Below are 14,726 nucleotides of genomic sequence, written 5' to 3' on the forward strand. Positions count from 1 at the left end.
GGACTTTGTTAATTTTTCAACAATCTTGAGTTTATTATAGTATTATCTGCTGTGAATTGCAAGTGTTTTTTTTGAATTTTTTGTATGTTTTACATAAATTTTTCAATACTTTTATAAAACAGATTTTACAGTCGCTACAACATTTTCTGTTGTAAATCCGAATTTTTCAAACAGTGATGCCGCAGGACCGGATGCGCCAAAGCCTGTCATGGAAACAACTTTGCCGTCTAAGCCCACGTAACGGTACCAGCCGAAGTCTGAAAGCGCTTCGACCGCAACTCTCTTCCGGCATGCCTTCGGAAGAACGGATTCCTTGTATTCTGCTGTCTGTTCTTCAAATGCCTCCATACTCGGCATACTGACAACACGCACGTCCACGCCGTCTTTTGCAAGTTCTGCCTTTGCATTAACTGCCAGTTCTACTTCCGAACCACTGGCAATAATGATGGCATCCGGCACTTCCTTCTTAGAATCCTCTAAGATATAGCCACCCTTTAACGCTTCCTTTGAAGACCCCTGCATCTGTGAAAGATTCTGTCTTGTCAGCACAAGTGCTGTCGGCTGGTCTTTTGAAGTAACTGCACGGTACCATGCCGCTGCGGTTTCTGTTCTGTCACACGGTCTGTATACACAGAAATTTGGCAGAGAGCGGAATGCCGCAAGCTGTTCAACCGGTTCGTGTGTCGGTCCGTCTTCTCCGACACCGATGCTATCATGTGTAAAGATAAATGTCAGCGGCAGATTCATTAATGCGGACAGTCTTGCCATTGGCTTTGTATAATCACTGAATACAAAGAATGTCGCTACAAATGCCTTTAATCCGCCATGCAGTGCAAGTCCGTTGCCGATTGCCGCCATCGCCTGTTCCCTGACGCCGAAATGCAGATTGGTGCCTGCATAATTGTCTTTTGAAAAATCACCGGCATCCTTCATGTTTGTCTTATTGGACGGTGCAAGGTCGGCTGAACCGCCAATCAGGTTTGGCATGAGCTGTTTAATTTCATTTAAAATGCTGCCGGATGTGCTTCTGGTCGCTTCCGGTTTTTCTGCTTTCTTCCAGTAATCTTCTGAATCAAACAGCTTTGATAAATCATATCCGTTGTAATAAGCATCCCATTTTTCTGCCATATCCGGATATTCTTTTCTGTACTTTTCAAATAATACATTCCATTCATCTTCAACTGCTGCTTTCTTCCTGGCAGCTTCGTTGAAATGATCATATACTTCCTGCGGAACAGTAAATGCTTCCTTGCAAGGCCACTCTAAATATTCCTTTAAAGCCGCAACATTTTCTTCACCGAGCGGTTCACCGTGTGCGCTTGCCTTACCCTGCTTTGCAGGACAGCCATAGCCGATCACCGTATTGACCTTAATCATTGTCGGACGAGTTGTATCTGCTTTTGCCGCTTCAATCGCTGCAGCAATTTCTGCAAGATTGTTGCCGTCTTTAACTTCAAGTGTCTGGAAGCCGAATGCTTCAAAACGCTTTGTTACGTCTTCCGTAAATGCAATATCAGTGCTTCCTTCAATAGAAATGTTGTTGGAATCATAAAATACAATCAGCTTATGCAGTCCTAATGTTCCTGCGAGTGAAAATGCTTCTGATGAAATACCTTCCATCATACAGCCGTCACCGCCAAGTACATAAGTATAGTGGTCTACAATATCGTAACCGTCTTTGTTAAATACAGCGGCAAGATGTGCTTCTGCCATTGCCATACCGACTGCCATTGCCATACCCTGTCCAAGCGGGCCTGTCGTTGCTTCAATACCAACGGTATGACCGTATTCCGGATGTCCCGGTGTCAATGAACCCAGCTGTCTGAAATTCTTTAAGTCTTCCATAGAAAGATTTCCGTAGCCAAACAAATGTAATAAAGAATATAACAGCATCGAGCCGTGTCCTCCTGAGAGTACAAAACGATCTCTGTTTGCCCATTCCGGGTCTGCCGGATTGTGGTTCATATGGTTTGTCCATAATTCATATGCCATCGGTGCTGCGCCAAGCGGCAGTCCCGGATGTCCTGATTTTGCTTTCTGAATCGCTTCTGCTGATAACACACGGATTGTATTTACTGACAGTTCCTCTATGTTCTTCATAATGATTCATTTCCTCCATTTCTTATTGTGCTGCCTGTACCGGCATTTTTATTTTTTTTTTATCAATCTTTAAAATCTGCTTCAACAAGGATGGTAACATCTCCGTTTTCGCCGCGTTTTCTCTTTAAACCGCCAAAGAATCTTTTTGAGCCGCGTTTTTCTGCTTTTACAATTGCGTGATTGATAATTTCCTTAATATCATCCATACGGATATTATCTACATTATTACGTAATTTATCAATCTTTAAATAAAGTTCCAGCAGCGCATCATCACTGACTTCATACTGGCGTTTTCTTGCAAATTTTCTTGCCATTTCAACCAGTTCATTGACCGTGTACTGTTTTAACACGATGCGATGATTAAACTTCTGTGTCATTTCCGGGTTAAAATTCAGCAGTACATTCATTTCTGCATCCGAATCCTCCAGAATAACAATCATACGTTCCGTATCCTGTTCCAGACATTCCAGCATTTCACTCATACGCTTCGGCTGGATTGCCCCCGCACCTTCAACAATCAGTGCGGTGCCTTTTAACTTATTCATCGCCTTTGCCAGTCCACGGTTATTGATACTGTCACCGGTCGTCTTTGCAATCTTACGTGTGTGTTCCGGATACAGGTAATTCACCGCACGCACAATGGCTCTTGCAAGATCAGACTTATCTGAGCTTGAATTACCGGAAATGATAATATTGCCGACCTGCGACGTTGAAATCGCCATTTCCTGTTCAAGGCTTTCAAAATATGCTGCCAGCTGGCTTTCCAGTCCCGGCATTTCACGGTATTTTCTGAAAATCTTTGCAAGTTCTCCGCTTAACTTCTTTTCTTCATCAATTTCCGTGCCTTCGCCCATGCCGGTGTAAACTTTCTCCTGCTGTACGGCACTGGCAAGCTTTGCACTGCTGATTGCTTCCAGCGGATTCATATCGGAAAGATGGTCTTCCATCGGCGGAAGCTGCTGTGTATTTAATGAAACTTCCTCACTGACAGCCGCCCGCTGTCTTTGCGCCGCTTCCTGCTCTGCCGCACGCTGTGCCTGTTCTCTTTGTGCTGCTTCTTCCGCCAACCGCTGGGCTTCTGCCTGCTGCGCTGCTTCCTGTTCGGCTATACGCTGTGCTTCAGCTTTCTTTGCAGCTTCCCGCTTGGCTTCTTCAGCTGCACGCTGTGCTTCGGCTAACCGTCTGGCTTCTGCCTCGGCTCTTGCTTTCTGGGCTTCTTCCATGCGCCTCTGAATCTGTACTTCGGCCTCCGCTTTTCTTCTTGCTTCTTCCTCTGCCTGCTGACGACGGACATCCTGTGCTGCTGCTTCTTCTAAGTGTACGGTTGCTTTTCCGGTACGGATTGCAAGATCGGTCTTTGCTGCCTGTAACATCACCTGTGCGTGTGCATGGCGGCTTGCTTCTTTTTCATCAAAGGCTTTGCCTGCTGCCTGTGCCGCTGCTTTCTGCTCAACCATAATGCGCTCGTATGCCGCACTCTTTTCGTCCTTCTCATCTAACATCTTTTCCAGCTCTGTCTTTGAGAATTCCCTTGTATTCTGCTTTCCGTATTTTTCTTCACGGACCGCTTCTAACCAGTCTGCAAGGCTTAACTGACCTTCAATCTGTTCATCTTCCTGACTTTCACCGGTCGTTTCTTCCTGCTTCGCCGGCTGAGGACGCAGCGCCTCTGCCTCTGCTTTTTCTTCCTCCATGAATTCACTTAAATTTTTAGCGAGTGCCGCCTGTAAATTTTGTGTATCATACGGATTGTTATATGCCGGAATGTCCACTTTAATCTCTACTTCATCTGCCGGTTCTTTGACCGTATTTACAGCCTTCTGCCGGAATGAATCCTCTTTACCTGATAAATCACCGCAGCTGTCTTCCAGTTTCTTCTTTGCATCTTCTATCAGTTCACGTAAAGATGAGGATGCCTTGTCAATACTTTCAGACAAATCCACCGTTGTATCAGCTTCCTTTTTTTCTGCTTTTGGTGCGGTATCCGTCACTGTCTTTTCTTTTACAAATTCTTCCGCTGAAAATACCGGTTCTTCCGGTGTTTTTTCTGTATCCTGCGCACCGGTGTTCTCATATGTATCGGAATCATCGGATTCGTCATCATCTTCATAGCCTATTTCGCGCATATCTTCTTCTGACTGCGCCCGCGAATGAAATGCCTTCTTAAAGAAAGATTTAATGCCACGGGTACTTTCATCGTCTTCCGGCAGAATAATATCATCGTCCGCATCACTTTCTGCTTCTTCCACCGCTTCTTCAATTTCATCGCTCTGGATTGCCGCAAGCTGCTTTTGTTCCTCAAACATGATTTCTCTGGTTGCTTCTATATCCTGCTTCTGATTCTTAATATCCTTTAAGATTTTTTTCTGTGTATTGGTCAGTTCAACGCCAAATTCCTGCTTTAACTGAATCGCCTTCTCCACATACTGTCCGTCCTGAAACCACAGTACAATATCATCACAGGTCTTGATACATTCTTCTTTTCTGCCTGTTTTGGCATATAACTTTGCCAGTTCAAACATATACTTTTCATCAATTTCATGCTCTTTGTAGTCCTCTAAGATTTCTACAAGTTCATTATCCGAGGCATTCTGTGCCTTTCTTAAATCAAAATACAAAAGAAAACGATTGACATCATGCGGTGACATCTTTTCATATTCTTCATAAAGTTCCTCTGCCGTTTCAAAATCTTCCAGCTTAATGAGCAGCTCCGCCAGCTTATAAACCAGCTTTCTGCCGCCTAAATTTCTGTTGTATGCAAGAATTGCCATATCTCTTGCTTCCAGATAATCCCCTGCCGCTTCCTGTACGTTAATAACAGTTGCCAGCGTGGACCAGTCCTTCACCTTCTGCCAGTTCATTTCCTTGGCAATCGCTGCCGCCTCCTGAAATGACTTCTTGGCAGCAAGCTTTTTAATTTGATCTACTTTTATATTAAATTCATACTTATCCAAAACAAACGCCACCTTTACTGTATATATCAAATAAATGATTTAAACATATTCTATTCAAGTTTATCACAGCGCAGTATTCTTGTAAACTCTTTTAAAAAGAAATGCCAACGTTGAGGCGTTTTTTGCCTATAGCGCCTATATAAAGTCGAATACTGCCTGCTCATAATCCATGCGCGTATATTCAAGTTCCTCATTTTTTGTACGACTGTAGTAATCGACAACAACCGTCTGCTGCCGGTTATGTACAAGCTTCTGTCCTAAAATGTAATTGACATCAAATCTTCCCGTAATCGCCGGGGTTGCACCTCGTGCCGGAACAATGAGCTGCACGTGGTTAGTCTTTAACAGCTTAAAAATCGGCTCCCAGATATAAATATCCTTTGCCGCACCGAACGGATTATCAATAAAAATGGTCTTGCCCAGTACACCCGCACTGTCTGCCGGCGCATTGATACTTGAAATATAATGAATTACCGCAATTAAAAACTGAATATAAATACCCTGTGACTGTCCGGTTGAACCCACTGCTTCTTCATACCGCAGATACCGGCTCTGGTCTTTCATGCGCTCTCTTTTATAAAGACTTACGCGGATGGCGTTCATATCGGTTACAATCACGGCAAAAAGGCGTTTCCAGCTTAACCGGTTGCGGATATATTTTAACCGCTCCTGTGTATTGTCAAAGCTTTCCGCCATCAGGACCGTTTCGTCAATGTATGCCGCCATTCTTTCCTTATAATCGGATTCCTTGGCATACGGTACGGACAGCCCGATAATAGAAATAACCTCATTATCCATCGTAATGCTTGAAAGCTTTGGCAGGCGGTCAAGTTCCGTCTTGATATTACAGCAAATCTGGACACACCGGTTTTCAAAGTTATCCTTGATACGCTCCATATCGGAAATCCCTTTGGATACGCGCTCTTTTTCCAGTGCAATCAGCGTATTGGTTTCGGAAAGTCTGGACTTTAACTGCTTCACGGCTTCAATGTCCTTTGGCACATGAACCGACATTTTAATCTCCAATGCCAGTTCTTTTGCATCACATGCCGTCAGTTCTTCCGTCAGCTTATCCTTTTTCTTTAAAAATTCTTCCAGCTTGCGCACCTCAAGCGCACACAGCTTTTCAAATTCTTTCTGTACCGTTTCATAGCCCGAAAAATCTGCTACATTTATGTCTGTATCCTCCGGCTGTCCTGCCATGGTATCTGCATTTTCCGTTTCTGACGCTTCCGGCACTTCAATGCCCGCTTTGGCAACAATTCTTGACAAATCCTTTTCCATTACGAGGAAATCCTGCATTTTTTCTGTCTGGCGTTTCTGCTCTTTTTCCAGTTCTTTGATCTGTCCTGCAATGCTGTCCTTATAATTTTTATGCTGTACAATGAACTGCTCCGGGTTATCACAGTCAAACGCTTCAAAAGCACCGTACTTTTCTTCAATCTGGCTCTTTCCGTGTGCAATACTTCCCTGCAGACGGTTCATTAATGCATTCTGCGCTTCCAGTTCTTCTGCTGCCGCTTTTTCCTGCTGTACCGCCTGCTCACGTTCCTGCTCAAGCGCACGGAGCGCATCATCCGGATTTGGGACAGCTTCTCCCTGTGCCTCTTTTGCCGCAAGTTCTTCCATTGTAAAATGGCGGCGTGCAATTGCCGTACTGCATTTTCCCATTGCCGCACGGTAATGTCTTAATAATTCTTCTTTATCATGCACATCGGCATTTTTTTCATCCAATGCCTTTTTCACTCCCGCAAAGCGGTTCTCCAGCTGTTCTAATGACAGCGCATGTCCGTCAGCATCCGCTAACCCTGCTACCGCACTGCCATCCGCCGCTGACTGCAGCACATGAATTCCTGCGGACTGTCCGCCGTCGGCTTCCACGCTTATATATGCCTGATAACGCTTGTCAAGACGGCTTTGCAGACGGTCATATTCTTCTGCCAGTGCATTTTTGCGCTGTAAGGCGGTCTGTTCTGCTTTTTCCTGCGCCTGCATTTCCTGCTCTTTTAAGAGCTGTTCCTGCTTTGCATCTGCCGCCCTCTGCGTGTATTCCTGCTTTTCACGGTACTGTACAAGAAGACTCTCTGCCAGTTTTGCGCACTTTTGCACGTATGGATACCGCTCCCGGTTTTGTGCCAGCTTTTCCTGCACCTGTGCTTTCCGCTCCCGGCCTTTTTTACGCAGGGCTTCCTCCTGTTCCATTTCTTCCTGTAAACGCTGTGCTTCCTTTTGCAGTTCCTCTAAACGCACAGACAGCGCTTCAAACTCTTTCTTTGCCGGTTCTTCTTCCAGCTTTGAAAGTTCCTGTATGCGCACGTAGTCATTCCAGACAATTTCTTTTCTGTCGGTCAGTCTGACCAGTTTTTCCTGTGCCGCCGCCAGTTCTTCCTGCGCCAGCTTTTCTTCCCGCCCGCGCAGCTTTTCATCCTTTAAAAATGCCATATCCTTTCTGGCATATACAACATACTGTTCATTTTCTGCCGTAAGCTGTGCTTTTGCCGCCTGTGCAGACAATACCGGAATCACATAGGCACTTCTGCCAAAGTCCGCAAGCACCGGGTCTTCTTTGATTCTTGAAAAATCGTTTTCAACAATAAATGCATACTCGGCATATGGGAATGCGGCAAGCACCTGTTTTCTTTCATCTTCCGAAAGCCCCGAAAGCCACTCGCTGCCTTCTTTTACATCTTCTCCGTACCGTCCTGAAAGATAGCTTTTTACCTTCTCCCGGTGTCTTCCGCCCGCACTGAATATCCCGTGCTTCATATTCTCAAGGAACTGCGTAAGCTGCGTACAGTCAGCGGTAAGCTGCTCACATTCCGCTTCCAGTCTGCGGTGGTTATCCAATACAACGCGGCATGCCCGGCGGGTATCCTGTTCCCCATAGACGGCCTTTAACTGTAAAAGCTGCTGCTTTTCTTTCTGTTCCTGTTCTTTTTTGGTTTCCGCCTGTCCTAACTGTTCTGTCAGCAGTTCAATCCGCGCACGGCAGGATGCCTGCTGCTGTCTGCCCTTTGAAAGCAGTGCTTCCACCTGTGAAAGCTGTCCCTCGGTCTGTAAAAGCTGTTCTTCCTGTTCTTTAATTTTCTGTGTGCAGGCACTGTATTCTTCGCCTGCCTTTTCCATCACAAGGATTCCTGCCTTTTCCATACAGGCACCCAGTTCTTTTTCTGCCTGTTCAATCTCTTTGGCAGTATGCACTGCAATCTGTTCTGCCGCCGCAGCCCCGCCCAGTAATTCCTGATAATCTGCCTTTGCCTGTGCCGCTTCTTTCTGACACGCCCGGTACTGTGTTTCTGCATTCTGCAATTCTTCACCAGCAGCATTCTTTTTCTGTACAAGCTGTGGCACAATCACCGCTGCCAGTGCATAGAGCTGTTTTGTCAGTTCTTCATCCGTTTGTCCGTTTGCCGCAATGGCTGCCAAAAGTTCATCGTAGAGCTTCTGATACTGTAAATATTCGCGGTATTCTACCAGACTTTCCGTTTCTTCCATCTGCCTTTTTAAGTGTTCTTCCTGTTCCTTAAAATATGCCCGCTTCTTCTCATTTGCAGCAATCAGTTCTTCCATTCCCGCAAGGGAAGCCTGTTCTGTAAGCACCTCGGCAGTCTGGATCATGCGCTGTTGTTTTAATAATTCTTCCTGTAAATGAAGCAGTTCGTCCTTCTGCTTTTCTTCCTGCGCGCGGTATCCCGACAGATTTTGTCTGCACTGCATAAGCAGCTTTAACAGCTGTCCCCGCAGATTTCCCTTTTCTTCATATAAAGAGCGGTATCCCAGAATATACTCTGAAAAAGCATCGAGCAGCTCCATCTGTTTATCATAATTGGTAATCTGTGCATTTTTCTTTGACAGTCTTGCAAGCGTATCCTTAATATCAAGCAGTGTCTGTGCCATCTGACCTTCGTCATTGCCCACTGCCAGCTTATTGTGGAAAGATTTCTGGATGATTTCTTCTATTAATAAATCCTCTACAACTTTACGGCTTGTCTTATAATTGGTTTCAAAATATGTTCTTACATGTCCTTCGGTCTTATTGATGCCGCGGATAATTTCCCATTCGCTCTCATACAGCCCATACTTGCTGATAAAACTCTGATATTCGCCCTTTCGGTCAAATATTTTTACCGAAACGTGGAAATCATTATGTTCAAGCTCCCGCAGATACTGCTTTAAACCATTATAAGTAATGCGCTCCCCGTTTTTTGTCAGCGGCAGATTTTTAATATCGTTTTCACCAAACTCCCGGTAAAAAATACAGTAGTTAAAATATTCCACGCTGGCATTGTCACGTCCCGCCGGTGCTTCTTCTGCCGCAGAAAAACGCCCGGATATGCCGTCCGCTTCCGTGCCGTCTGCTTCCGTATCCTTTGCCTTTCTTGCGCAGAATCCCGTTGTCATATATTTATAGCCGTCGTTGTTAGCGGCATCTAACTTCCATTCAATCAATGAGTGGATCACTGTATTGCCGCCGCCCGGACGGAACAGCTTTTCAACCGGCTGTTTTTCATCAAGCGTACAGTTCGGAATCACATTTTGAAGCAGCAGCAGCATTAAAAGACTCTTTCCGCCGCCGTTTGCAAGGTCATAAATCGTGTTACGGCAGTGAAAACGCATCATAAAGTCATCGTAATACTGCGTACCGAAATTGTATTTTACATTATTTACACGGATTCTGTTAATCTGCGGCATGTTCGTCCCTCTCCTCTCCTGACTGGTCTAACAATTCCATGATTCTTCCTCTGGATTCGTCAAAATAATTTTCAACAACTGCGCGGAAACGGTCTGTCGGATAGTACCGCTCCTGATTGTCACTTAATAACTGCTGGCTGACTAAAAAGTTGCAGACCAGCTTTACAAAACCCGACTTGGAATTCTTCGCCGCCCTTAATTCCGACAATTCCACGGTTGCCGCCGGCAGGCTGTCCCAGCTTAACGCAAGGCTGCGGAAGCTGTTTTCCTCAATTTCACTTAAAACAAAGCCGTTTTTCTTATCCACAATGCCTGCCGTTGTATCGTCCACCTTGCGGACAATGTCTTCCACGCGGACAAATTCGGCATACGTTGCACTGATGGTATCCGTATAAAACTCCATAATAATATTATAGATGATAAAATACGCCAGATAGAGTTCGCCGTTGGTACGCAGTCCCAGCTCCCGGCGCAGCGCTTCATTGCTGTAGCCAAACAGGCTGCCGTGCGCTTTTGGCGCGGCAAACAGCGAATTATTATATTCATAAACCGAAAGTTCCATTTTCTTTAACGACAACAATACCATATCATACACTTCCGGGTTGGTACTGTATTCCTGATACAGGGCAGCATTTGTCCCCTGCTCGCTTACCGTTTCCCCCGCCGCCAGTTTTGCGGATATTTCCAGTGCCTTTTCTATATTTCTGCTTTCCATTACTTTGTTCCCTTCCGTTCAAACACCAGTTCAGACTGTTCCATTGGCTGTTCGTCCTGCGCTCCTGCGGATTTTGGCGTAATCGTAAAATGTACCGGTTCACGGTCTGCAAATGCGCCGCTTAAAATGTCATCGAGAAAACTCTCGTTTTCCGTCTGACCGCCGATGACATACTCCTGTTTCTGACACAGGTTGACAAAAAAGGAATAGTAATCCGCATTTTTTAAAATATCCGGCGAATACATTCTGCTCATTGCCGCGCCAAATTCCGAAAGCGTAAACGTATCTCTCTTTTCAAATGCCGCCAGCAGATTATTCATTAAAAATGTATAGTTTTTACGAATACGCTGATCTTCCATTTCATCTGCAAACTGAATTTCCTGCGGCGGTTCTTCTTCTACTTTCTCCGCCGCTTCTGCCTGCTTTGGCTTCACGGTCAGTGCCTCGTCAAGTGAATCCAGCGTAAACCGCTTCTTTATATGCGGCAGTAATACCGGTGACAAAAGCTGTTCTAACAATCCCGCATTGTCGCTGCGGATTAAATCTGTCAGAAGCGCCCCAAAATGGATATGGCTTCTTAACCGTCCGAGTTTTGCCCGCTTCACGGCTTCTTCTGTCATCTGCTGCATCTGTGTACATGCCGATAAAAGCTGTCCGTGCCTTGTCATGGCTATCTGTAACTGGCTGTCCAGCTCGTAAATCTCCTTTAAAGTACGGTAATAGCTCTCCGACTGTACCGGTTCGGCTTCCATCTTTGCAAGCGCACCCTCGATAAAATCTTTATTTTTCTTAAACAGCTTTTCTTCTTCATCAAACCAGCGCATACCCGTATGGACAAAATCTTCATACGCTTCAATCCCCGCAAAGACATCTTTGCCGAGCAATTCCATAATCTCATTTTTTCTGCGCTGTAGGCGTGCCACTTCTTCATTAATCCGCACAATCACATCTTTGCCGCCCTGAAAATTCTGTGCCTGTATCATTTTTTCTAAGAGCAGCTGCTGCACACTGATTCTGCTTTCTTCTTTAATTTCTTTCGTATCCAGATAGAATTCAATTGCATCGGAACTGATGGAATACCATACCGTATGGTCACGGATGGCACTTTCCAGTACCTTGATACGTGAAATACATTTTTTCTTTTCAATAGGATCATAATATGGAAATGTAAACGGTCTGCCTTCATTTTTAATTTTATCGAAAATGTAATCGGCAAGTTCTTTGTATTCCTGTGCTGAAAGATTCAGCCCAAAGTCCCGTTTGAGCAATGATGTAATAAAGTCCAGATATTCCGGGTAAGTGACGTCCTTTTCTTTAAAGTTATTCTCCTCAATAAAAAAGCGCAGAATCCCCATGACAATATATCCCATGTCCAGCATTTCATATCTGCCTTCCTGAAACTGGGCAAAGGATACATCCATCAGCTTAAAAAAAGGATAATATTTTTTGAGATTGAGCATACGCTCTTTGTGTTCTGTAATAATATCGTTTAACATAGTATCCTACAATTCCGTTCTGCCGTCCAATGCACGCAGCAGTGTCACTTCGTCGATATATTCCAAATCGCCGCCAACCGGCACACCGCTTGCAATGCGGGTTACTTTAATGCCTGTCGGCTTAATCAGGCGGCTGATATACATCGCTGTCGTTTCACCCTCAAGACTTGAATTGGTTGCAATGATGACTTCCTGCACATCGCCTTCGAGCCGTTTCATCAGTTCCTTTAACTTAATGTCGGACGGACCGATGCCAAGCATCGGGCTGATTGCACCGTGCAGTACATGATAGACACCCTCATACTTTCCGGTCTTTTCATATGCCGCCATATCGCGTGTCTGTTCCACCACCATAATCGTACTGTGGTCGCGCTTTTCATTGGCACAGATCGGGCAGATTTCATCATCTGTCAGCGTAAAACATTCTTTACAGTATTTAATATGCGCTTTGGCATCCGTCATGGCAGATGCCAGTCCCTCAACTTCTTCTTTTGGCATATTTATAATGTGAAATGCCAGGCGCTGGGCGCTTTTTGCCCCAACCCCTGGTAATCTCGACAGCTGTTCTATTAACTTGTTCATATGACCGCTGTAAATGTCCATTAGAACAGGCCTCCTGTCAGTCCTGAAAGTCCTCCGGTAATCTTAGACATCTGCGCCTGTGATTCTTCTTCACACTTGCGGAGTGCTTCGTTGGTTGCTGCCATAATTAAATCTTCTAACATTTCTACATCATCCGGATCTACGGCTTCCGGGTCAATCTTGACCTTTGTAACCTCTCTTTTACCGGTAACGGTTACTTCTACAACACCGCCGCCTGCTGCCGCACTGAATTCCTTTGCTTCCAGCTCTGCCTGCTGTGTTTCCATCTGCTTCTGCATTTTCTGTGCCTGCTTCATCAGATTGTTCATGTTGCCCGGCATACCTCCCGGAAATCCACCTCTTTTTGCCATTAGATATATTCCTCCTTATCATCTACTTCTATTTCCATATTAACGGATTCTCTGATATCTGTAAATCGATTTTGAAAATCTTCTCCATCCTGTAGCTTTGTAACAATCAGATTCACATGGATTCCTGTCCGCTCCTCAATGAGCGCAACCAGTTCTGCCTTGTCATCTTCCCTTGAAAACAGCTCATAGGCTGTCGGGGAAGACGTCATCAGTTCCAGACTCTGCCCATCCTCTGCAAGCGTTACATGTGAATTTAATAAATGGGTGCGCTTTAGCGGTTCTTCAATCGAATGGACAATGGAGTCCCACTGCTTTGCCAGCTGCTTAATATCCTCCGGCATTGCCTCTATTACGCGCTTTTGTACCGGCTGGGACACTGCCATGCCTGCTGCATAGCCGCTGGCATTGCCTGCATAGCTGCTGGCATTGCCTGCCGCACCCGCTATATCTGCCATACCGCTTATGCCCTGTGTACCTGCCGCAAACGGAGTACCTGCCGCCACGCCGTTTTTTAACGCTTCCATGGCTTCCTGCATTTCCTGCTCAAGCAGGGTGATGCGGCTTATCACATCGCCCATATCCTGCCGCTGTTCCATCGCCGGACGCGTCAGCTTAATGAGTGTCACTTCGACTTTAATACGCTTCTGTGTTGAGAATTTCAGCTCATTTGCCAGCTCCGACAGCACGCGGATATAGCGCATCAGTGTATCGACATCGACCTGTTTACTGTCTTTTTTTAACTGCTCTAAATTATCTGCCGAAACATCGATAATGTCTTCCGCCTTCGCTTCATCATCCGTTGTCTTTACAAGCAGCAGATTTCTTAAATACCATACAAAGTCACTGACAAACTGTCCTAAATCCCTGCCCTGCATAATAATCTGCTCTAAAAGCTGCATGCACGCATACGTATCCGCCTTTAAAATGTACGACAGCATTTCGGCAAATACCGCCGTGTCCACCGCACCAAGCACCTCTAACACATTTTCATACTTTAAATCCTGTCCGAGGTAAAAGGCGATGCACTGGTCTAACAGACTTAACGCATCTCGCATGGAACCGTCCGCCGCCTTGGCAACATACCGGATTGCCTTTTCTTCGACATTGATATGTTCCGCTTCCATCAGCTGCGATAACCGACCTGCAATCGTTTCAATAGAAATGCGGTGGAAATCATAGCGCTGGCAGCGCGACAGAATCGTAACCGGTATCTTATGTGCCTCCGTTGTCGCCAGAATAAAAATAACGTATGCAGGCGGTTCTTCCAGTGTTTTTAACAGTGCATTAAATGCCCCTATGGAAAGCATATGCACTTCATCGATGATATAAACCTTATACCTGCCCTCCGTCGGTGAATACTGGACTTCGTCACGGATTTCACGAATATTGTCAACACCGTTATTCGATGCGGCATCGATTTCAATGACATTCATGGAACGCCCTTCGGCAATCGCCTTACAGGTCGGACATTCCCCGCACGGACTGCCGTCCACCGGATGCTCGCAGTTGACCGCCTTTGCAAAAATCTTTGCCACGGTTGTCTTACCGGTTCCGCGCGTTCCGCAGAAAAGGTACGCATGCCCGATTCTGTCTGCCCGTATCTGATTTTTTAATGTTGTAACAATATGTTCCTGTCCTTTGACATCTTCAAATTCCAAAGGACGCCATTTTCTATATAATGCCTGATATGCCATATTTTCTCTCATTCTGCCGCCACGGACGGCGCTTTTCTAAAAATACCGCTGCGAACTGCTTTTACTTTATAAATGTAAAAAAAGCCACCACATACTATGTGTTACACGTAATATGTGTTACA

At 45.4% G+C, this 14,726-nt stretch carries 8 protein-coding genes; all 8 read right to left on the minus strand.

Annotation, left to right across the window (positions count from 1 at the left end; all coding sequences use genetic code 11):
- Positions 1-111: 111 nt before the first annotated feature.
- Positions 112-2,100 carry a transketolase gene (gene tkt, locus WMO37_RS10280; RefSeq protein WP_349154959.1) on the minus strand — a complete coding sequence of 663 codons (1,989 nt, stop codon included), beginning with the start codon at positions 2,098-2,100 and terminating at the stop codon, positions 112-114.
- A gap of 62 nt (positions 2,101-2,162) precedes the next feature.
- A complete protein-coding gene (locus WMO37_RS10285) occupies positions 2,163-5,054 on the minus strand; it encodes a tetratricopeptide repeat protein (RefSeq protein WP_349154960.1) in 2,892 nt (963 codons plus the stop codon).
- 135 nt (positions 5,055-5,189) lie between these two features.
- Complete coding sequence (locus WMO37_RS10290; RefSeq protein WP_349154961.1) at positions 5,190-9,746, minus strand: hypothetical protein; 4,557 nt, start codon at positions 9,744-9,746, stop codon at positions 5,190-5,192.
- Entirely contained in the window at positions 9,733-10,461 is a 729-nt protein-coding gene (locus tag WMO37_RS10295) for a DUF6063 family protein (protein ID WP_022433182.1), read from the minus strand. The genes WMO37_RS10290 and WMO37_RS10295 overlap by 14 nt, the downstream gene beginning before the upstream one ends.
- Positions 10,461-11,957 (minus strand): hypothetical protein, encoded by a 1,497-nt coding sequence (locus tag WMO37_RS10300; protein WP_022433183.1) that lies wholly within the window; start codon positions 11,955-11,957, stop codon positions 10,461-10,463. Before WMO37_RS10300 ends, WMO37_RS10295 begins: the two co-directional genes overlap by 1 nt.
- 6 nt (positions 11,958-11,963) lie before the next feature.
- Positions 11,964-12,560, minus strand: a complete 597-nt coding sequence (gene recR / locus WMO37_RS10305; protein ID WP_022433184.1) for a recombination mediator RecR — start codon at positions 12,558-12,560, stop codon at positions 11,964-11,966.
- Positions 12,560-12,910, minus strand: coding sequence for a YbaB/EbfC family nucleoid-associated protein (locus WMO37_RS10310; RefSeq protein ID WP_022433185.1), 351 nt, complete (start codon positions 12,908-12,910; stop codon positions 12,560-12,562). Before WMO37_RS10310 ends, recR begins: the two co-directional genes overlap by 1 nt.
- Positions 12,910-14,604, minus strand: a complete 1,695-nt coding sequence (dnaX, locus tag WMO37_RS10315) for a DNA polymerase III subunit gamma/tau (protein WP_349154977.1) — start codon at positions 14,602-14,604, stop codon at positions 12,910-12,912. Before dnaX ends, WMO37_RS10310 begins: the two co-directional genes overlap by 1 nt.
- Positions 14,605-14,726 lie beyond the last annotated feature (122 nt).

It is taken from the genome of Lachnospira intestinalis (genome assembly GCF_040095895.1).
Taxonomy (GTDB): Bacteria; Bacillota; Clostridia; order Lachnospirales; family Lachnospiraceae; genus Lachnospira; species Lachnospira intestinalis.

What these genes read in the sequence shown, in the direction of transcription:
- tkt (WP_349154959.1), bottom strand. Translation starts at nt 2,100, where the DNA reads ATGAAGAACATAGAGGAACTGTCAGTAAATACAATCCGTGTGTTATCA.
- WMO37_RS10295 (WP_022433182.1), bottom strand. Translation starts at nt 10,461, where the DNA reads ATGGAAAGCAGAAATATAGAAAAGGCACTGGAAATATCCGCAAAACTG.
- WMO37_RS10300 (WP_022433183.1), bottom strand. Translation starts at nt 11,957, where the DNA reads ATGTTAAACGATATTATTACAGAACACAAAGAGCGTATGCTCAATCTC.
- WMO37_RS10290 (WP_349154961.1), bottom strand. Translation starts at nt 9,746, where the DNA reads ATGCCGCAGATTAACAGAATCCGTGTAAATAATGTAAAATACAATTTC.
- dnaX (WP_349154977.1), bottom strand. Translation starts at nt 14,604, where the DNA reads ATGGCATATCAGGCATTATATAGAAAATGGCGTCCTTTGGAATTTGAA.
- WMO37_RS10310 (WP_022433185.1), bottom strand. Translation starts at nt 12,910, where the DNA reads ATGGCAAAAAGAGGTGGATTTCCGGGAGGTATGCCGGGCAACATGAAC.
- recR (WP_022433184.1), bottom strand. Translation starts at nt 12,560, where the DNA reads ATGGACATTTACAGCGGTCATATGAACAAGTTAATAGAACAGCTGTCG.